Source organism: Cellulomonas sp. URHE0023 (assembly GCF_000688475.1).
Classification (GTDB): Bacteria; Actinomycetota; Actinomycetes; order Actinomycetales; family Cellulomonadaceae; genus Cellulomonas.
Genome location: NZ_JIAN01000005.1, coordinates 582411 through 600824 on the forward strand (window position 1 = coordinate 582411; position 18414 = coordinate 600824).

The 18414-nt window shown below is 71.9% G+C and carries 20 protein-coding genes and 2 riboswitches; of the genes, 7 read left to right on the forward strand and 13 right to left on the reverse strand.

Annotated elements, in window-relative coordinates:
- Nucleotides 1–45: 45 nt before the first annotated feature.
- The 3 genes from N553_RS0102860 to N553_RS0102870 are packed head-to-tail and all read left to right on the forward strand — an operon-like array spanning nucleotide 46 to nucleotide 3559.
- A complete protein-coding gene (locus N553_RS0102860) occupies nucleotides 46–1368 on the forward strand; it encodes an acetyl-CoA C-acetyltransferase (RefSeq protein WP_028045278.1) in 1323 nt (440 codons plus the stop codon).
- Entirely contained in the window at nucleotides 1368–2711 is a 1344-nt protein-coding gene (locus N553_RS0102865; protein ID WP_034620532.1) for a 3-oxoacyl-ACP reductase, read from the forward strand. The genes N553_RS0102860 and N553_RS0102865 overlap by 1 nt, the downstream gene beginning before the upstream one ends.
- Nucleotides 2708–3559 (forward strand): MaoC/PaaZ C-terminal domain-containing protein, encoded by an 852-nt coding sequence (locus N553_RS0102870; protein WP_028045280.1) that lies wholly within the window; start codon nucleotides 2708–2710, stop codon nucleotides 3557–3559. Before N553_RS0102865 ends, N553_RS0102870 begins: the two co-directional genes overlap by 4 nt.
- A 71-nt stretch (nucleotides 3560–3630) precedes the next feature.
- On the opposite strand, the gene N553_RS0102875 is transcribed toward N553_RS0102870, so the two are convergent.
- Both N553_RS0102875 and N553_RS0102880 read right to left on the reverse strand, forming a co-directional pair.
- Nucleotides 3631–4269, reverse strand: a complete 639-nt coding sequence (locus N553_RS0102875; RefSeq protein ID WP_028045281.1) for a fasciclin domain-containing protein — start codon at nucleotides 4267–4269, stop codon at nucleotides 3631–3633.
- Nucleotides 4270–4511: 242 nt separating this feature from the next.
- Entirely contained in the window at nucleotides 4512–5906 is a 1395-nt protein-coding gene (locus N553_RS0102880; protein WP_028045282.1) for an aminotransferase class V-fold PLP-dependent enzyme, read from the reverse strand.
- 57 nt (nucleotides 5907–5963) lie between these two features.
- Nucleotides 5964–6078, reverse strand: a riboswitch (SAM riboswitch).
- A 117-nt stretch (nucleotides 6079–6195) separates the two neighbouring features.
- A riboswitch (SAM riboswitch) is annotated at nucleotides 6196–6297 on the forward strand.
- 41 nt (nucleotides 6298–6338) lie between these two features.
- On the opposite strand from N553_RS0102880, the gene N553_RS0102885 reads away from it, so the two are divergent.
- Complete coding sequence (locus tag N553_RS0102885) at nucleotides 6339–6758, forward strand: rhodanese-like domain-containing protein (RefSeq protein ID WP_028045283.1); 420 nt, start codon at nucleotides 6339–6341, stop codon at nucleotides 6756–6758.
- A gap of 8 nt (nucleotides 6759–6766) precedes the next feature.
- Complete coding sequence (locus N553_RS0102890) at nucleotides 6767–8011, forward strand: O-succinylhomoserine sulfhydrylase (RefSeq protein ID WP_034621011.1); 1245 nt, start codon at nucleotides 6767–6769, stop codon at nucleotides 8009–8011.
- Between the two features lie 31 nt (nucleotides 8012–8042).
- Here the strand turns inward: N553_RS0102890 and N553_RS0102895 are convergent, their stop codons facing one another.
- The 9 genes from N553_RS0102895 to N553_RS0102940 all read right to left on the reverse strand — a co-directional run bounded on the left by N553_RS0102895 (nucleotide 8043) and on the right by N553_RS0102940 (nucleotide 15203).
- A complete protein-coding gene (locus N553_RS0102895; RefSeq protein ID WP_028045285.1) occupies nucleotides 8043–8525 on the reverse strand; it encodes a pyridoxamine 5'-phosphate oxidase family protein in 483 nt (160 codons plus the stop codon).
- Nucleotides 8526–8952: 427 nt separating this feature from the next.
- Nucleotides 8953–9756 (reverse strand): DUF1684 domain-containing protein, encoded by an 804-nt coding sequence (locus tag N553_RS0102905; RefSeq protein ID WP_028045286.1) that lies wholly within the window; start codon nucleotides 9754–9756, stop codon nucleotides 8953–8955.
- A gap of 13 nt (nucleotides 9757–9769) precedes the next feature.
- A complete protein-coding gene (locus N553_RS0102910) occupies nucleotides 9770–11146 on the reverse strand; it encodes an NtaA/DmoA family FMN-dependent monooxygenase (protein WP_028045287.1) in 1377 nt (458 codons plus the stop codon).
- 13 nt (nucleotides 11147–11159) lie between these two features.
- Complete coding sequence (locus tag N553_RS0102915) at nucleotides 11160–12224, reverse strand: LLM class flavin-dependent oxidoreductase (protein WP_028045288.1); 1065 nt, start codon at nucleotides 12222–12224, stop codon at nucleotides 11160–11162.
- A 74-nt stretch (nucleotides 12225–12298) separates the two neighbouring features.
- Entirely contained in the window at nucleotides 12299–13252 is a 954-nt protein-coding gene (locus tag N553_RS0102920; protein ID WP_231505146.1) for a GNAT family N-acetyltransferase, read from the reverse strand.
- Between the two features lie 8 nt (nucleotides 13253–13260).
- A complete protein-coding gene (purQ, locus tag N553_RS0102925; protein ID WP_028045290.1) occupies nucleotides 13261–13956 on the reverse strand; it encodes a phosphoribosylformylglycinamidine synthase subunit PurQ in 696 nt (231 codons plus the stop codon).
- Nucleotides 13953–14207, reverse strand: a complete 255-nt coding sequence (gene purS / locus N553_RS0102930; RefSeq protein ID WP_028045291.1) for a phosphoribosylformylglycinamidine synthase subunit PurS — start codon at nucleotides 14205–14207, stop codon at nucleotides 13953–13955. The genes purQ and purS overlap by 4 nt, the downstream gene beginning before the upstream one ends.
- Nucleotides 14208–14289: 82 nt before the next feature.
- Complete coding sequence (locus N553_RS0102935; protein WP_156043672.1) at nucleotides 14290–14871, reverse strand: hypothetical protein; 582 nt, start codon at nucleotides 14869–14871, stop codon at nucleotides 14290–14292.
- A gap of 2 nt (nucleotides 14872–14873) precedes the next feature.
- Complete coding sequence (locus N553_RS0102940; protein ID WP_231505147.1) at nucleotides 14874–15203, reverse strand: PadR family transcriptional regulator; 330 nt, start codon at nucleotides 15201–15203, stop codon at nucleotides 14874–14876.
- A gap of 89 nt (nucleotides 15204–15292) precedes the next feature.
- Between N553_RS0102940 and N553_RS20795 the strand changes: the two genes are divergently transcribed.
- Nucleotides 15293–16249 (forward strand): DMT family transporter, encoded by a 957-nt coding sequence (locus N553_RS20795; protein WP_051639783.1) that lies wholly within the window; start codon nucleotides 15293–15295, stop codon nucleotides 16247–16249.
- A complete protein-coding gene (locus tag N553_RS20800) occupies nucleotides 16246–17046 on the forward strand; it encodes a DNA/RNA non-specific endonuclease (protein WP_231505148.1) in 801 nt (266 codons plus the stop codon). The genes N553_RS20795 and N553_RS20800 overlap by 4 nt, the downstream gene beginning before the upstream one ends.
- 14 nt (nucleotides 17047–17060) lie before the next feature.
- On the opposite strand, the gene N553_RS0102955 is transcribed toward N553_RS20800, so the two are convergent.
- Both N553_RS0102955 and N553_RS25275 read right to left on the reverse strand, forming a co-directional pair.
- Complete coding sequence (locus tag N553_RS0102955) at nucleotides 17061–17948, reverse strand: phosphoribosylaminoimidazolesuccinocarboxamide synthase (protein ID WP_369796659.1); 888 nt, start codon at nucleotides 17946–17948, stop codon at nucleotides 17061–17063.
- A 47-nt stretch (nucleotides 17949–17995) separates the two neighbouring features.
- A complete protein-coding gene (locus N553_RS25275; protein WP_028045295.1) occupies nucleotides 17996–18406 on the reverse strand; it encodes a hypothetical protein in 411 nt (136 codons plus the stop codon).
- Nucleotides 18407–18414 lie beyond the last annotated feature (8 nt).

The window sequence follows — 18414 nt, forward strand, 5'->3', positions numbered from 1 at the left end:
CCAGCCAGTTCGCTTCATCGTCGAATGCGAGAGGAACGAGCCCTCATGGCCCGTCGCACACCCGCTGCTGCACCCGAGACAACCCTCCCCCGCGCTGCCTATGTGCTCGGCGGCAACCGGATCCCCTTCGCCCGTGCGGGCGGTCCGTACGCGCACGCCAGCAACCAGGACATGCTCACGGCCGCGCTCGACGGGCTGGTGGCCCGCTACGGGTTGCAGGGCGAGCGGATCGGCGAGGTGGCCGCGGGCGCGGTGCTCAAGCACAGCCGCGACTTCAACCTCACGCGCGAGTCGGTGCTCGGCTCGGCGCTGTCGGCCGAGACCCCCGCGTACGACGTCCAGATGGCGTGCGCGACCGGCCTCGAGACGGTCGTCTCGCTGAGCAACAAGATCCGCCTCGGCCAGCTCGAGTCGGCGATCGCCGCCGGTGTCGACACGACGTCGGACGCCCCCATCGCCGTCAGCGACCGGCTTCGCCGCCAGCTGCTCGACCTGTCCCGGGCCCGCAGCGCGGGCCAGAAGCTCGCGGCGCTCGCCAAGATCCGGCCCAAGGACCTGGCGCCGTCCGCCCCACGGACCAGCGAGCCCCGCACGCACCTGTCGATGGGCGAGCACCAGGCGCTGACCACCGCGCAGTGGGGCATCACGCAGGCCGCACAGGACGAGGTCGCTCTGGCCAGCCACCAGCGGCTCGCCGCCGCGTACGACGACGGCTTCTTCGACGACCTGGTGACCCCCTTCCGCGGCCTGACACGCGACGCGAACCTGCGCGCCGACTCGTCGCTGGAGAAGCTCGCGTCGCTGAAGCCCACCTTCGGGCTCGGGCTCGACACCCCCGCCACGATGACCGCCGGTAACTCGACGCCGCTGTCCGACGGCGCCTCGACCGTGCTGCTCGGGTCTGCCGAGTGGGCGGCGGCTCACGACCTGGTGCCGCTGGCGTCGGTGGTCGACTCGGAGGCCGCGGCGGTCGACTTCGTGCACGGCGTCGACGGGCTGCTCATGGCTCCGGTCTTCGCGGTGCCGCGTCTGCTCGAGCGCAACGGGCTCACGCTCGACGACTTCGACCTGGTCGAGATCCACGAGGCCTTCGCGTCGACGGTGCTGACGATCCTCGCCGCATGGGAGTCCGAGGAGTTCGGGCGCACACGGCTCGGCCTCGACGGCGCCTTCGGTTCCGTCGACCGTGCCAGGCTGAACGTCCACGGGTCCTCGCTCGCGGCCGGCCACCCGTTCGCGGCGACCGGCGGGCGGATCATCGCGACCGTCAGCAAGGAGCTCCACCGACGAGGCCCCGGAACCCGGGCGCTCGTGTCCATCTGCGCTGCCGGCGGGCTCGGCCTGACCGCGATCCTCGAGGCGGCCTGATGTCCTCCGACACGTACCTGAACCTGGTCAACAGCGGCTTCACGGGCAAGCTCGCCAAGCAGCTCGGCCTGCCGCAACCCACACCGCTGCGCCGGTTCACGCCCGGGCAGCCGCTGCTCGAAGGTCCAGTGCTGGTGCTGGGCGGCCCGTCCGCCGACGAGCTCGCCCACCTGCTCTCGGCCGACTGGGACCTCGACGTCCACCGGCACGCGACGCCCGAGACGCGCTACTCGACCGTCGTCCTGGGGCTCACCGACCTGACGCACCCGTCGTCGTTGGGGGCTCCCGTGCTGGAGCTCTCCGGCGTCCTCAAGAAGCTCGCCCGCGGCGGGCGGGTCGTGACCGTGTCGCGGGCGGCACGCACCGAGGACGCCCCGGCGGTTGCCGCCGCACGGCAGGGGGTCGACGGCTTCCTGCGGTCGATCGCCAAGGAGCTTCGTGGGGGTGCGACCGCCAACGGTCTGGTGCTCGCCGAGACCGTCCCGGTCACCGCACCCTCTGTGGTCGGAGCGCTGCGCTTCTTCCTGTCGACGCGCTCGGCGTTCGTCGACGGCCAGCTGCTCGCCGTCGACTCGTCGGCCGGCTCGCTGCCCAGCTCCTGGGACCGACCGCTCGAGGGCCGGGTCGCCGTCGTCACGGGCGCCGCGCGCGGCATCGGGGAGTCCATCGCGGACACGCTCGCGCGGGACGGGGCCACGGTCGTGGCGGTCGACGTCCCCGCGGCAGGCGAACAGCTCGTGGCCGTCGCCAACCGCGTCCGCGGCACCGCGCTCCAGCTCGACGTCACGGCGCCCGACGCGGGGACGAGGATCCTGGAGCACACCGTGACGCGCCACGGGCGGATCGACATCGTCGTCCACAACGCCGGCATCACCCGCGACAAGCTGCTGGCGAACATGGCGCCCGACAAGTGGGACTCCGTGCTGGCCGTCAACATCGCGTCCCAGCTGGCGATCAACGAGGCCCTGCTGGCTTCCGACGACTTCTCCGACGCACCGCGGATCGTCTCGCTCGCGTCCACGTCGGGCATCGCAGGCAACCGCGGGCAGTCCAACTACGCGGCGTCCAAGGGCGGTGTGATCGGCATGGTCCGCGCCACGGCTCCCCTGCTGGAGGCCGTCGGCGGGACCGCGAACGCGGTCGCGCCCGGGTTCATCGAGACCGAGATGACCGCGCGCATCCCGGCGGTCACGCGTCAGGTGGCTCGGCGTCTCAACTCGCTGCAGCAGGGCGGGCAGCCGGTCGACGTGGCCGAGACGGTCGCGTTCCTGGCCTCGCCCGCGGCGGGCGGGATCGCAGGGCGTGTGCTGCGCGTGTGCGGTCAGAACCTGGTGGGTCAGTGACGGTCGTCGTCCTGCCGGACGTCCCCGGTCTCGGCGGGCTCTACGCGCGCGCCGCGGCGTCGTCGGTGCGACCGCGGCGCCAGACCGACCTGCCCGACGTCGCGTACGTCGTCCGCTCGGTCCGCGCCGACCCGGCCCACCTGACCGACTACCAGCACCTGCTCGCGGAGTCGGCGAGCGACCTGCTGCCCGCGGGCTACGTGCACGTGCTCGCCTTCCCCGTGGCGACGGCCCTCATGGCGCGTGCCGACTTCCCCCTGCCGCTCGTCGGCCTGGTGCACCTGTCCAACCGCGTCACGCAGCACCGCCCGCTCTCCCTCGCGGACACGTTCGACGTCCACGCGACCGCGACCAACCTGCGCGCGCACCGCACGGGCACGCAGGTCGACCTCGTGACCACGGTCTCGGTCGGCGACGACGTCACCTGGCGAGGGGTGTCCACCTACCTGGCCAAGGGCGTCTTCCTGCAGGGCGCGGGCGAGGACGATCGCAGCCCGTTCGTGCCCCCCGTCCCGACCGGTCAGTGGGTGCTCGCTTCGGACACCGGCCGCCGGTACGCGGCCGTCTCCGGCGACCACAACCCGATCCACCTGTCCTCGTTGACCGCCAAGGCGTTCGGGTTCCCGCGAGCGATCGCCCACGGCATGTACACGGCGTCGCTGGCTCTCGCAGGCGTGGGGGCCGCACGTGGCGATGCGTTCGACTGGTCCGTCGACTTCTTCAAGCCGGTGCTGCTGCCGTCCACGGTGTCGGTCCGGATCGCCTCGGCCGGCACCGCAGGCGGGTTCGACCTCGCGGCCTGGACCTCGGTGCCGCACCTGACCGGCAACGTCACTCCGACACCCTGACAGCGGCCTGACATGACGGCAGCCGCCGGGTCTCGGAGCCCGGCGGCTGCTCGCCTGACATCCATCTTGGATCAGAGGTCCGCCGGCCGCAGCACGAAGGTGATCGCGTGCGCGATCTGGACGTTGCCCGCGTTGAGGTCGAGCTGGCGGCGGATCAGGAACGGGTTGACGTCGTTCTTGTCCTGGTCCCGCAGCTGCACCAGGGGGAGCCGCTTGCTCAGGACGTCGACCGTGAAGGTGCCGCCCTGCGCCGTCGTCAGGGCGACGCCGTCCGACGCGAGCGCAGCCGACGAGTCGATCGTCGAGCCCGGGACCACGTGGTAGAGCAGCACCTGCTCGATTGCGTCGACGCCCACGGCGTCGGCCAGCGCGGTCAGCACCTGCTGCTCGCTGCCGTACCAGCGGTGCGTGAGGTCCCAGGCCAGCACCTGGAACGCCCGGTCGTTCGGCACGAACGCGGTGAGCGGCACCGTGCCGTCGGCGAGGACGGCCACCGGGCTGGTGGGCTTGGCGGCCAGGACTGCGGCGACCGCCTGGTCGAGGACGTCGAAGTCGTACCAGTTCCGGTCGAACGTGTCCCCGTCCGACGCGAGCAGCGCCGCGAGGCTCGACGTCCCCGGCGCGGCCGATGCGGCCGGTGCGAGCGCGAGCCCCCCTCCCGCGGCGAGACCGGCGACGACCAGGGCGGACAGCGTGCGGCGGATCCTCATGATGAGCTCCTACGGACGTGGGTCCGCGGCCGACGCCTGTGCGCCGCACCGCGCGGGCGCCCGGTCGGACGCCCTGCACCCACTTCCCGGCCACGGCGTCACCTGGATGCACCTGAGCTGCGACGGCCGACCGAGCGCGTCGCGGCTCAGGCGCGCCGTGTCGCGACGACGACGCGTCGCCGATCACGACGGCGATCCACGATGAGGTCCCGGCCGCTCCCGGTCCGGTGGGCGCCCAGGAGTCAGTCGTCGAGCGCGGGACCGCAGGCTGCCGCTGCTGTCGCGGCCAGGTGGTCGAGGCCGTGGACCACGACCAGCGGCCTCGTGTCCTCCACGACGGCCCAGCAGCCGTCGACGATCTCGTAACCGGACGTGGGACCGTCGGAGAGGTACTGCGACAGGGCGCCGACGAGCCGGTCGACCGCCTCGCTCGTGGTACCGACGCCGACCGATGCGCGGATCGCACCGTCCGAGGCGTTCAGGTGCGCCAGGAGCGGGTGGGCGCAGAAGCGTCCGTCCCGGACTCCGATGCCGTGCTCGGCGGACAGGTACGCCGCGACCAGTCCTGGGTTGTGGCCGGGGACCGTGAACGTCAGCACACCGACCGGCGGGGCCGAGTCCGGCCAGATGCGCGCGATCTCGACACCCTCGATCGCCGAGAGGCCCGCGACGAGCCGCCCGCGGAGGGCCTCCTCGTGGGCGGCCAGGGCGCCCGGGGGAAGTGCGGCGAGCCGGTCGCACGCCTCCGCGAGCGCGATCGCCCCGATGACGTTGGGCGAGCCGGCCTCGTGCCGAGCGGGTGCCGGCTGCCAGACCGTGCGGTCGGCCCGTACGTCGCGCACCGCGCCTCCCCCTGCGAGGTACGGCGAGCCGGCGTCGAGCCAGTCGCGTCGACCGACCAGGGCACCGGCCCCGAACGGTGCGTACGTCTTGTGTCCCGAGAAGGCGATGTAGTCGGCGTCCGTGGCCGCCAGCGAGAACCCGCGGTGCGGAACCAGCTGGGCACCGTCGACCGCGACGCGGGTGCCCTCGGCGTGCGCGAGCGCGATGACCTCCTCGAGCGGGAGCGACTCGCCGGTCACGTTGGAGGCGCCCGTGACGGTCAGGAGGGCGTAGCGCTGGCGTGCGAGCTCGTCGCGGAGCTTCACCAGGGTCTCGGCGACCGTGCGCGCGATGGGCAGGATCGTGGTCGAGTGGCCGTGGCCGTCGGCGGAGTGGACCCAGGGCAGCAGGTTGGCGTGGTGCTCGACGTCCAGGACGAGCACGCGACCACCTGGGGGGATGACGCCGGCCAGCAGGTTGAGCGAGTCCGTGGTGTTGCGGGTGATGATCGCGACGTCGTCGGGACGTGCGTCCACGAACCGCGCGATCGTCTGCCGTGCGGACTCGTACAGGGCCGTGGACACCTGCGAGAGGTACCCCGCGCCGCGGTGCACGGACGCGTACAGCGGCAGGACCTCGGTGACGCGGGCGGCCACCGCCTCGAGCGCGGGCGCACTGGCCGCGTAGTCGAGGTTGGCGTAGGTGCGCTGGGTGCCGTCCAGCAGGGGCACCGTGGTGTTGCCGCCGACGACGGGGAGCAGAGCGCTCACGGCATCGACGTCAGCACACGAGAGACGCTCGACGGTTGTGGTCATGATGGTCCTCCGACAAGGTTTCGAGGGCCACCTACTCAGCCGACCAGCAACCGGCGGACCCCGCGCTTGCCGCACTCCGGACGGAGCACGGCCAGGTCGTCACCCGGGGCACCCCACCGCGGAGGAGGGTTGCCGGCCAGCGAGCCGGGGCTTGACGCTGGCGCTCATGACCTGAGAAGAGCGTCCCCGCCCACGCGCGGACCTGTCAACGCACGAAACGGATCGTCTCGTATCGCAAGACTTCGATTCCACCAGTTGGATTCCGCCGGACGCCCGACTAGCATCACCGACACCATCCAGAGCGGCTGAGAGATCTGGCTCGACGACGCCGCAGCAACCCGCGAGCACCCCGGTGCTCGGAGCAGGGTGCTACCGCCAGGACCGATGGAGGTATCGCGCCGTGCACGCCGCAACCCACGAGACGAGTCCCGCATGAGCTACGCCGGTGACCTGACCCCTCAGCAGGCCTGGGACCTGCTCACGTCGGACGAGCGCGCGTTGCTCGTCGACGTGCGCACCGACGCCGAGTGGGCCTACGTCGGCATCCCCGACGGCTCGACGATCGACGGACGCACCGCTCTGGTCGAGTGGGTGTCCTACCCGTCGGGTCGCCCGAACCCGCAGTTCCTCAAGCAGCTCGGCGACCTCGGGCTCACCGCCGGCGACGAGCGGCCGATCGTCTTCCTGTGCCGCTCGGGCGTCCGCTCGGTCCACGCCGCGAACGCGGCCACGGCAGCCGGGTACGGCCCGGCGTACAACGTCCTCGAGGGCTTCGAGGGCGACGTGGGCGCCGACGGGCACCGCGGGCACTCGGGCTGGCGCGCAGCCGGCCTTCCGTGGCGGCAGCGGTGAACGCCCGCGTGCCCGGTCCCGGCGACTGGGACGAGAAGCGGGTCGAGCGCAGCGGCTTGCGCCCCGACACTCTCGCCGTGCGGGGCGGCCTAGTGCGGTCGCAGTTCAACGAGATGTCCGAGGCGCTGTTCCTGACGCAGGGCTACGTCTACGACAACGGGGCCGAGGCGGAGGCCGCGTTCGCCGGCGAGCGGGACCGGTTCCTGTACTCGCGCTACAACAACCCGACGGTCTCGACCTTCGAGGAGCGCCTGCGTCTGCTCGACGGCGCCGAGGCGGCGTTCGCGACCGCGAGCGGCATGTCCGCGGTGTTCACCGCGTTGGCGGCCGTCGCCAAGTCGGGCTCGCGCATCGTCGCGGCGAGGGCGCTGTTCGGCTCGACGGTCGTGCTCTTCGAGGAGGTCCTCGCCCGGTGGGGTGTGCGGACCGAGTACGTCGACGGGCACGTCCTGTCCCAGTGGGAAGAGGCCCTGTCGACGCCCGCGGACGTGGTGTTCTTCGAGACGCCCTCCAACCCGATGCAGGACCTGGTCGACATCGAGGCGGTGTCCCGGCTCGCGCACGCGGCCGGTGCCCTCGTCATCGTCGACAACGTCTTCGCCACACCCGTGCTGTCCCGCCCGCTCGACCTCGGCGCCGACGTCGTCGTCTACTCCGCGACCAAGCACATCGACGGTCAGGGCCGCGTCCTGGGGGGCGCCATCCTCGGCTCCGAGGAGTACATCCACGGCCCGGTGCAGACGATGATCCGGAACACCGGCCCGTCGATGTCGGCGTTCAACGCGTGGGTGCTGCTCAAGGGTCTGGAGACCCTCTCCCTGCGCGTCCGGCACCAGACCGCGTCCGCGCTCCGGCTCGCGACCTGGCTCGAAGGCCAGCCGGGCGTCTCCCAGGTCCGCTACCCCTACCTGCCCTCGCACCCGCAGCACGCGCTCGCCCTGACGCAGCAGAGCGGCGGAGGCACGGTCGTGACCTTCAACCTGGCGGTGCCCGACGGCGCGACGCCCGAGGTGGCCAAGAAGGCCACGTTCGGCGTGGTCGACTCGCTGCGCATCATCGACATCTCGAACAACCTCGGAGATGCCAAGTCGATCGTCACGCACCCGGCCACCACGACGCACCGCAAGCTCGGCGCCGAGGGCCGGGCGGCCGTGGGGATCGGCGAGGCGACGCTTCGGCTGTCGGTCGGCCTCGAGGATCCGGAGGACCTGATCGACGACCTCACGCAGGCACTGGAGACGCTGGGGCGCTGAGCCTCCGGCCGGCCGGGCTGGCGACCGGGACCTACAGCTCCACCGTCTCGTTCTCTCCGCCGTCGTAGCGCTCGCCGGTGACCTTCGCCTTGACCAGGCTGAACGCGGTGGTGAGCCTGCCACCCGGCGCGTGCCAGTACTCCGCGGTCCGTCCTCGCAGGGCGATGAGGACCACTCCGGGAGTCTCGGGACCGTCGGGGAACCAGGCGTCGGCCGTCGGACCCCAGAGCTCCTTGATCTTGGCGAGGTCCCGGACCACGTCGGCCGAGCCGGAGACGGACACCCACGAGGTCGCGTCCGCGAACGCAGCGTTCGCAGGGCTGCCCGCCTCGATCTCGTGGACCTTGTGGCTGTCCGCATCGGCGAAGAACCACAGGTCACCGTCGAAGTCGGCGTCCTGGACCCCCATCGGCCTGCTGACGAGGGCCCCGTCGGGACCGACCGTGGTGAGCATCGCGATCTTGGCGTCCTTGACCAGCTTCGCGACCGTCGCGACATCGTCCTCGTGCGTCATGAGCTCTCCTGCCCTCGGCCGCACCGGGGTGTTCTCACCGGCCACGGTGCGGTCACCGTAGGCACGGCTGCGCCACGCCACCACTGGAACCGGTCCCCCGGACGCGGGATGCTCATGTGATGCCGACGGAGTTCGATGCCATCGCGGTGGACCTCGTCGCCCGCGGAGCGACGCTCGGCCAGATGATGGGCCACCCGATGCTCAAGGCGGGCTCGTCGATGTTCGCCGCCTACACCGGCGACGGGCACCTGGCGGTCAAGCTCGGCCGTGCGTCGTCGGAGACGCCGAGGCCCTGGAGCTGCCCGGCGCGGCCGTGTGGTCGCCGGGCGGCAGCGGACGCCAGTTCTACGACTGGGTCTCGCTGCCACCCGAGCATGAGGACCACTGGATGCGGTTCGCCGAGGCGGCCCGGCTGCACGTCAGCTGATCAGCGCACCCACTGCTCGCCGGCCTCGACGGCGACCGTCAGCACGTTCTCCGCCGGCGGGATCGGGCACGTGGCGAACTCGGTCAGGCCGCACGGCAGGTTGGCCGCCCGGTTGAAGTCGAGCGTGACCGTGCCGTCGTCGTGCAGTGCGCCGAGCCCGAGAGTGCGCGACGCCGGGTAGGTGGTCACGCCGCTCGTCGCGTCGCGGAACAGGACGGAGAGCCCACGGGCGCCCCCGTCGAACACGACGAGCGACTGCGCCACGCCGGCGAGCTCGAAGTGCACCGTGCCGGCGGCGGTGTGGTGGTGCTCGAGACCCTCGACGACCGCGCCCGTGGTCACGGTGCGCGGCTGGTCGAACGGCTCGAACGTGCCGGTGACGATCCACCGCGCGTCCGGTGCGTACGCCGGGATCCCGGTGAACGCCGCCAGCTGCGGGGCGCGCGGGTCGTGCACCCGGATGATCACGTGAGCCGTACGGCGAGCCACCTCGAGGATGAGGTCGCCCGAACGGACCCGCAGCCCCGGGCCACCCTCGACCGGGTCGAGGGTGGAGACGCCGTCGACCACGTCGCCGTCGGGAAGCACGAGCCCGTCCTGCGCGGCCGCCTCGATGGTCAGGACCTGTCCGGGCGCCGCGGTCCAGCGGCCCGGGAACTCGTCGAACACCACGGGTTCGGCGGTCAGCCAGTGCAGCGACGTGATGGCCACCCAGCCGTGCGGCTCGGCGAAGTACGCGTCGCGCGAGGCGTGCCACGCCTCCCACTCGGCAGTGAAGGTGTCGGTGTCGGTGAGGACGGTCATCTGGGGATCCCTCTCAGGAGGTGCTGACGGTGTCGGACAGGGTGCGGCCGAAGGCCTCGGCGGCGGGCAGGCCGAGGTTCTCCCGCAGCGTGGAGCCCTCGTAGGAGGTGCGGAACGAGCCGCGCTCCTGCAGGAGCGGGACCACCTTCTCGACGAACTCGTCGAGACCGTGCGGGGTGAGGTGCGGCACGAGGATGAAGCCGTCGGAGGCGTCCTCCTGCACGTAGTGGTCGATCTCGGCGGCCACGTGCTCGGGGGTCCCGACGAAGTTCGACCGGCCGACGACCGAGATGACGAGCTCCCGGATCGACAGCCCCCTCGCCTCGGAGAGCTCGCGCCACTGCCGCGCGACCGCGACCGGGTCCTTGAACATGCTGGCGCGGCCGTTGGTGATGGAGGGCGCGTCCACGAGCGGGTCGATGCTCGGCAGCGGGCCGTCGACGTCGTACGCGGACAGGTCGCGGTTCCACAGCTGCTCGACGAACGCGCGCGCCACCGAAGGACGGACCGTCTGACGCTGGAGCTCACGAAGACGCTCCTCGGCCTCGGTCGTGGTGTCCCCCAGCACGAAGGACGAGCCCGGCAGGATGAGCAGGTCCTCGCGCCGCCGGCCGTAGCGTGCGAGCCGACCCTTGACGTCCGCGTAGAACGCCTTGCCGTCCTCGAGCGCGCTGTGCCGCGAGAAGACGGCGTCCGCCACCTGGGCCGCGAGCTCCCGGCCTCCGTCGGAGTCGCCTGCCTGCAGGATCACCGGGTGGCCCTGCGGCGGACGGGGCACCGTGGGCGTGGCCTCGATGTCGACGAGCCTGCCGCCCGTGCGGACCGTGCCCAGCGAACCGGGACGCACGAAGTCGCCGCCCTGGTCGAGGATGGCATCCGGCGCCCAGGCGTCCCACAGGGCCCGCGCTGCCTCGACCACCTCACGCGCGCGCTCGTACCGGTCCGGGTAGGCCAGGTAGCCACCGCGGCGGAAGTTGGCGCCGTGGAAGTCGTCCGACGAGGTGACGACGTTCCACGCGGCACGCCCCGCCGACAGGTGGTCGAGCGTCGCGAGCTGGCGAGCGAGCTCGTACGGGTCGTTGAAGGTCGCGTTGATGGTGCCCGCCAGGCCCAGGTGCGTGGTCACACCGGCCAGCGCGGCGAGGACCGCGTACGTGTCGGGGCGCCCGACGACGTCCTGGTCGACCAGCTGCCCACGGTGCTCGCGCAGACGCAGGCCCTCGGCCAGGAACAGGAAGTCGAACAGCCCGCGCTCGGCGGTCTCCGCCAGGTGCCGGAACGACGCGAACGCCGACTGCGTCTGCGGGGTGTGGCTGGGGTCCGTCCAGACGGTGTGGTGGTTGACGCCCGGGAAGTGGGCGCCCAGGTGGATCTGCTTCTTCGTCGTCATCGTCGCGTCCTGTTCAGCGTGCTGCCGCGTAGCGGCTCGTCGGGCGGGGCAGGCCGAGGGTCTCGCGCAGCGTGGGGCCCGTCGGAGCCAGGGGCAGCAGCCCCGCCAGCAGGGCGGCGTCACCCGCGACCGGGCGCACCGTCACCCCGTCGGCCGCGGCCGCGAGGCCGGTCAGCGCGGTCGCAACCGTGTCCGGCCCGCCGACGACGACCCCCTCCCACGACCACGGCTCGAAGGCATCCAGCGCCCTGCGCTGCTCGTCGGCCGCCCGGTCGGTGGGCGCGACCAGAACGGCCACGTCGAGCAGGACCGTGACCGTGTCAGGCGCCGACGCCCGGACGGCAGCAGCCGCCTCGGGCGTGCGGACGCGGATCACCTGCGCGCGCCGGGCGGCGACCTCGAGCTCGTGCGGCTCGTCGGCACGGACGACGACGACCGGCCTGCCCTGCGGGGACCGCGGCGTGATCGAGGCACCGTGCACCGAGAAGAACTCACCCGTGAACTCGATGGCGTGGACCTTCTCGCGGTCGATGTACCGGTCGTTGACCTCGTCGAGGATGATCGCGTCGTCCTCCCAGCTGTCCCACAGCCGTTCGAGGACCTCGATCGTGTCCTCGGCCTCGCGCCACAGCGCGGGAAGCTCGCGCGGCACGCGCTCGTCGTAGCGGAGCGCCTCCGTGCCCGAACGCGGATCGAGGGCGGACGTCGCCACGTCGATCTGGACCGCACCCCGCCCGAGGCTGACGTGGTCGAGCGTCTGGATCTCCTTGCCCACGTGGAACGGCTCGCGGTAGGTGACCGGGACGACCGGTGCGAGGCCGATCCCGCTCGTGAGCGGTCCGAGCAGGGCGGCGACGCCCACCGCGTCGAGGCTTCCGACGAACCGGCCGGGACGCTCGAGGGGCGGGGTGGCGGAGTCGTCGACGAACACGAGCGACGCCCCCGCACGCTCGGCCGCGTGAGCGCGCGTCAGCCAGTGCCGGGCAGTGAACGCGCCGGAGGCGTCCTCGGAGGGCAGACGCCAGGCAGCAGGGTGCAGACCGGCGGGCGTGAGCTCGACGGCGAGATGGAAGGTCATGGCCGCAGACCGTAGGGCCGGGGCGCCGCTTGACCAGAGGTTCGCCGGAAAGTCCCGCAATGCGAGACGGCTGCTCAGAGGGCCTTTCCGAAGAGCAGCGAGAGCAGGTCGTCGGTGTACGGCCCGAACGGTGCGATGGGTCGGTAGCCGACCGAGAGGTACAGCGTGACCGCCTCGGGCTGCCGGATGCCGGTCTGCAGGACCACGCTCGTCAGACCCGCCGCGCGCGCGTCGTCCTCGATCGCGATCAGGAGCGCGCGGGCCGCACCGGCACCCCGTGCGTCGTCGTTCACCCAGACCTTCTTGAGCTCACCCGAACCCGCGGGAAAGCCGTGCCTCGCGGCTCGCAGCGACGCACAGCCGACCGGCACGCCGTCGAGGTCAGCGATCACGGAGCTGATCGTGCCGACGCCTTGCTGCGGGTCGTCGACCGCGAAGCCGCCCGGCACAGCGGCCACGATCTCCGGGTAGCGCACCTCGATGTCGCGCCACATCGCGTAGCGCAGCGCGACCGCGTCGGGGTGGTCCCACGGGACTCGTCGCAAGGTCAGCGTTCCTGGGTGCTTCGCGCCCCTGGGGCGCGGCTCGGCGTGCAGGTCCTTGGCGAAGCAGCGTGAGGACGTCTCGGTGGCGTACTCACCGAAGTTGGGGATCGAGCGGTAGCCGGCGGACATGTACAGGCTCATCGCCTGGACCTGCAGCACGCCGGTCTCCAGGACGAGCCGGGTGAACCCCTTGTCCTGCGCGACGCGTTCGAGCTCCGCCAGCACCTGCCGCGACAGCCCACGCCCCCGCGCCTCGGGAACGACGTACATCCGCTTGAGCTCTCCCACGCCGTCGCCCAGGTCACGGATCGCGCCACACGCCACGGGCGCGTCGTCCTCGCGCACCAGGACCATCGCGGCGATGTCCTCGCCCGTCATGTCGTGGCCGAGGTCCTCCTCGCCGTAGAGGTCGGCCAGCTCGCTCTGCTGTGCGTCGCGCAGCCGCTTCACCTCGGGGTCGTCCCAGGAGACGAGGGTGATCACGCCGCCACTCAGCCGACGAGCGTCTTGAGGACGGACGTGAAGAACCGCAACCCGTCGACGCCTGTGCGGGGGCCCTTGGCGCCGTCCGGCCCGAAGCCCTCCTCGACCGCGTGCTCGGGGTGCGGCATGAGGCCGACCACGTTGCCCGCGGCGTTCGAGATGCCGGCGATGCCTCGTCGCGACCCGTTGGGGTTCCAGCCCTGGTAGCGGAAGACCACGCGGCCCTCCCCCTCGAGCTCGTCGAGCGTGTGCTCGTCGGCGACGTACTGGCCGTCCTGGTTCTTCAGCGGGATCGTGATGTGCTCGCCGGCGGTGTAGTCGCGCGTCCACGCGGTGTCCACGTTCTCCACGGAGAGCACCTGCTCGCGGCAGACGAAGTGCAGGTGGTCGTTCTTGATCATCGAGCCGGGCAGCAGGTGGGCCTCGGTGAGCACCTGGAAGCCGTTGCAGATGCCCAGGACCGGCAGACCCTTGTTCGCGGCGGAGATGATCTCGCCCATGACGGGCGCGAACCGGCTGATCGCGCCCGCACGCAGGTAGTCGCCGTAGGAGAAGCCTCCGGGCAGGACCACCGCGTCGACCCCGTGCAGGTCGGCGTCCCCGTGCCACAGGCTCACGGCCTCGGCACCGGCCAGGCGCACCGCGCGCGAGGCGTCGCGGTCGTCGAGGGTGCCGGGGAAGGTGACGACGCCGACGCGGGTCACTTCTCGGTGTCCTCGTAGACGGCCACGACGTCCTCGATCACCGGGTTCGACAGCACCTGCTCGCCGGCCGCGCGAGCGGCAGCAAGGATCTCCTCCGTCACGGGCCCGTCGACCTCGAGCTCGAACCGCTTGCCCTGGCGGACGGACGCGAACTGTGCGAAACCGAGCCGCGGCAGGGCGCCGGCGACGGCCTTGCCCTGCGGGTCGAGGATCTCGGGCTTCGGCATGACATCGACGACGACTCGTCCCACGAAAGGGCTCCAGGTGTTCACGCGGCGGTGGGGGTTGCGGCGATTCTAGCGAGTGACTGCGCGAGCTCGGTGCCCGTGTCCATCAGCCCGCGGGCGTGTGGTCGGTCGGCGCGATCTGCCGCGTGGTGTCGTGCTCGGCGGGCTCCTCGTCGCCCCAGGTGTTCCACCGGTCGATCTCGTCCTGCAGCGCGAGCAGGCGGGCGGCCCTCTCCTTGCGGCGGTCGTCCTTGGTGGCCAACCTCAGCACCAGACCGAAGAGCAACGGGATCGTGCTGGCCACGATGTCGTAGCCCTCCTGGTCCAGCCACCACATCGTGGCCCACGTGGCGGCGACCACCGGCGAGGCCAGGAGCAGCTGGACGAGGAGGATGCGCACGGCGGAGAACCGGCCGGCGCGGTCGTCGTCCACCCAACCGGCGTACGTCGGCCCCGGCCGACGACTGAGCAGGCGGTAGGCCAGGTAGGTGCCCAGGGGCGGGCGGTCCCGTCGACGGGTCTGCCATCCCGCGCCGACCAGACCGAGGGCGGTGCGGGCGTCGAGGCGGGACGCGTCCTCGGGGGCCAGGTCGGCGATCACCGCGGTGATCTCGGCGGCCCGCTCGTCGCGCCAGCGTCGCGGGTAGGCGCGAAGCCAGAAGGCGGTGGAGCGCTCCAGGGGAGTCACCGTCACGCACCGCCCAGCGCGGGCCGGCCGACCGGCCCGAGCAGCCGCTGGGCGCGCGCCGCGAGCCCTGCGATCCGAGCCGTCTCCTCCCTCAGCACGGCCTGGCCCGCCGACGTCAGCCGGTAGTACCGGCGCAGCCGGCCGTCGACCACGATCTCGCCGGACGCCTCGGCGTACTGCGCCTGGACGAGGCGGTCCAGGATGCCGTACAGCGTGCCCGCACCGAGGCGTACGCGATCGTCGGAGATCTCTTTGACGGCCTGGACGATGCCGTAGCCGTGCCTGGGCTCCTGGGCGAGCGCGAGCAGGACCAGGTACGCCTGCTCGCTCATCCGGGATGCCATAGCTCGATATATATCGCGCGGCGACCTATCAGGCAATTCATGGCACTGATGTCGGCGGCTCGGGTGATGATGCCCGGATGGGTTCCTCGGGGGCGGCAACTTCGCGTGGATGGTTCGGGTCGTACCTGCTGCTGGCGGTCCTCTGGGGCTGCAGCTTCCTGTTCATCGCGACGGCGCTGCGTTCGTTCTCACCGACGCAGGTCGCGTTCGGTCGGATCGTCATCGGGCTCGCGCTCCTCGTCGTCGTGCTCCTCGTCCGGCGTGAACGGGTCCGCGTGCAGCGGCGCCTGGTCGGCGACTTCGTGCTCGTCGGCGCGGTCATGACGGCGATCCCGTTCGTGCTGTTCGGGCTGGCCGAGCAGCGCGTGAGCTCGGTGCTCGCCGGTCTGGTGAACGCCACGACCCCGCTGTTCACGGCGCTGTTCGTCGCGCTGCTCATCCCGACCGAGCGACCCGACCGAGTACAGCTCGGCGGGCTGGTGCTCGGGTTCGGCGGCATCGCGGTCCTGCTGGGCGTCTGGGACGCCGGGGCGATCGACCTGGTCGGCGGGCTCATGCTCCTCGGCGCCACGTTCTGCTACGGCCTCGGGAACGCGTGGGGGCGGTTCCGGCTGACGAGCACGGGCCTGTCGACGGTGGCGACACCGGCGGTCCAGCTCGTGGTCGGTGCGCTGGTCGTTCTGCCCTTCGCCGTCGCTGCACCTCGACCCGGTCCCATCTCCCCCGCCCCAGCCCTGGCGCTCCTTGCGCTGGGACTGGGCGGGACCGGGCTGGCCTACGTGCTGTTCTGGCGGGTCATGTCGGTGGCGGGCGCAACGGTCACCGCCAGCGTCACCTACGTGATCCCGATCGTGTCCACGACGCTCGGCGTCGTCGTGCTCCACGAGACGCTGCACTGGTACGAGCCGGTCGGCGGGGCGATCGTCCTCGGCGGTGTGGCCCTCACGCAGTGGGGCGCCGTCCGCCGGCGACGCACGGTCGCGGCGCCGAACCTGGGCACATCGGGTGCGCCGGTCGATACGGTCGCCAGGTGAGCACCACGGAGCTGGGCTACCGACCGACGTTCCTCGGGCCGCCCGTTCCGCTCCCGGGAGCCGCCCGCGCAGTTCACGAGCTCCCGTCGACGCACTTCACCGTGCTGCTCGACCCTGCCCGGAGGCTCGCCGCAGCGACCGCCGTGAACATCGACGGCACGAGGCTCGTGGATGTGCCCCGCGGAGACGACTGGCACCTCGACCCCCGTGTCCCGCCGAACGAGCAGGCGGGACCGGAGCTCTACGCCGGCAACGACCTCGATCGCGGCCATCTGGTGCGTCGTCGCGACCCGGTCTGGGGGCCCGCCGCCGCGCTGGCCAACCAGCAGACCTTCGCCTACCCGAACGCAGCCCCCCAGGCGTCCGCGTTCAACCAGGGCGAGCGCCTCTGGGTCGGTCTGGAGAACCACGTGCTGACCTACGCGAGCACGTACCGGCTCCGGTTGTCGGTCTTCACGGGCCCGGTGCTCGCCGACGACGACCCCGTCTACCGCGGCATCGGCATCCCGCGGATGTTCTGGAAGGTCGCGGCGTGGGCGACCGAGGGCACGGACCTGCGGGCGGCCGGGTTCGCGCTCGACCAGAGCGCTCTCATCTCGAACCTGGCGTTCGCGGCCGACGTCCCGCCGCTCGGCCCGTTCCTCACCTACCAGGTGCCCGTCGCGGACGTCGAGGCGCTGACCGGGCTGGACCTCGGACCGCTCGTGGAGGCGGACGTCCTCGCCCCCGTGACCTCGCAGGACCGGCACGGTCGTTGGGTCGAGCTCAACGGTCCCGCGGACATCGCCCTGGACTAGGGGACGTCACCGCACTACAGGACGAGCGCCGACCCCGTGAGCCGCTCGTAGGCCTCGAGATACCGGTCCCTGGTGCGCTCGACCACATCCCCCGGAAGTGCGGGTGGCGGTGTGTCCGAGCGGCGGTCCCAGCCCGAGGCCGGTGACGTGAGCCAGTCGCGGACGAACTGCTTGTCGAACGACGGCTGGGCGTGGCCGGGCTCCCAGGCGTCCGCGGGCCAGAACCGCGACGAGTCCGGCGTGAGGACCTCGTCGCCGAGCGTGATCGCCCCGGTCAGCGGGTCGGTGCCGAACTCCAGCTTGGTGTCGGCGAGGATCACGCCCTTCGACCGGGCGACCTGCTCGGCCAGCGCGTACACGGCGAGCGTCAGGTCACGCAGCGTCTCGGCGTTCGCGGAGCCCACAGTCTCGACGACCGCCGAGAACTCCACGTTCTCGTCGTGGTCTCCGAGAGCGGCTTTGGTGGCGGGCGTGAAGATCGGTGCCGGAAGCCGCGACCCGTCGACCAGCCCGGCCGGCAGCTCGATCCCCGTGACTGACCCCGACACCTCGTACTCCGCGAGGCCGGAGCCTGTCAGGTAGCCGCGCGCGACGCACTCGACGGGGAACATCTCCAGACGTCGGCAGATCATGGCGCGACCCGCCACGGCCGCAGGCACGTCCGTCGAGACGACGTGGTTCGGTACGAGGTCCGCGAGCTGGTCGAACCACCACAGGCTCAGCGTCGTCAGCACGATGCCCTTGCCGGGGATCCCTGGGCTCAGCACGTGGTCGTAGGCGGAGACCCGGTCGCTCGCGACGACCAGCACGACGTCACCCAGCTCCGACGGCTCCGTCGGCACGTACAGGTCGCGGACCTTGCCTGAGTAGGTGTGGGTCCAGCCGGGAAGCTCAGAAGTCACGGGCACAAGTGTGGCGTACCGACGACGCGCACCCGCACGCTCCGGCGTCAGAGCAGGCCGGAACCACCCTCGAGACCTTCGGGGATCGGCAGGCCCACGAGCCGGATCAACCGCTCGACGGTCTCCTCGACGAAGGTGTCCTCGGGCTCGTCGACATGTTCCTCCGCGAGCAGCCTGCGCACGTGCTTGGCCTCGACGTCGACGGCTCCGACCAGCAGCGCCCACTCCGCGAACGCCTCGGCCTCGGCCTCGAGGTCGACGGGAGCCGACTCGGCGGGGTCGTCGAAGAAGTCCCGCGGCTGGAAGCCCAGGTAGAACCTGCCGAGCCCGGGCGGCGCGGGCGCGAAGTCGACCGTCGCGATGTCGCCGTCGTGCACCTCGATGCGCAGGCTCGGCTCGACCGTGCCGTCGCCACCCCAAGCACCGTCGCCGTACACGAAGCCCTCGAATCCACCCATGCAGCGAT

Excerpts from the sequence above, each read along its gene's own strand:
- N553_RS0102885 (WP_028045283.1), top strand. The coding sequence starts at position 6,339 with ATGAGCTACGCCGGTGACCTGACCCCTCAGCAGGCCTGGGACCTGCTC.
- N553_RS0102875 (WP_028045281.1), bottom strand. The coding sequence starts at position 4,269 with ATGAGGATCCGCCGCACGCTGTCCGCCCTGGTCGTCGCCGGTCTCGCC.
- N553_RS0102905 (WP_028045286.1), bottom strand. The coding sequence starts at position 9,756 with ATGACCGTCCTCACCGACACCGACACCTTCACTGCCGAGTGGGAGGCG.
- N553_RS25275 (WP_028045295.1), bottom strand. The coding sequence starts at position 18,406 with ATGGGTGGATTCGAGGGCTTCGTGTACGGCGACGGTGCTTGGGGTGGC.
- N553_RS0102910 (WP_028045287.1), bottom strand. The coding sequence starts at position 11,146 with ATGACGACGAAGAAGCAGATCCACCTGGGCGCCCACTTCCCGGGCGTC.
- N553_RS0102895 (WP_028045285.1), bottom strand. The coding sequence starts at position 8,525 with ATGACGCACGAGGACGATGTCGCGACGGTCGCGAAGCTGGTCAAGGAC.
- N553_RS0102940 (WP_231505147.1), bottom strand. The coding sequence starts at position 15,203 with ATGAGCGAGCAGGCGTACCTGGTCCTGCTCGCGCTCGCCCAGGAGCCC.
- N553_RS0102880 (WP_028045282.1), bottom strand. The coding sequence starts at position 5,906 with ATGACCACAACCGTCGAGCGTCTCTCGTGTGCTGACGTCGATGCCGTG.
- N553_RS0102865 (WP_034620532.1), top strand. The coding sequence starts at position 1,368 with ATGTCCTCCGACACGTACCTGAACCTGGTCAACAGCGGCTTCACGGGC.
- N553_RS20795 (WP_051639783.1), top strand. The coding sequence starts at position 15,293 with ATGGGTTCCTCGGGGGCGGCAACTTCGCGTGGATGGTTCGGGTCGTAC.
- N553_RS0102860 (WP_028045278.1), top strand. The coding sequence starts at position 46 with ATGGCCCGTCGCACACCCGCTGCTGCACCCGAGACAACCCTCCCCCGC.
- N553_RS0102915 (WP_028045288.1), bottom strand. The coding sequence starts at position 12,224 with ATGACCTTCCATCTCGCCGTCGAGCTCACGCCCGCCGGTCTGCACCCT.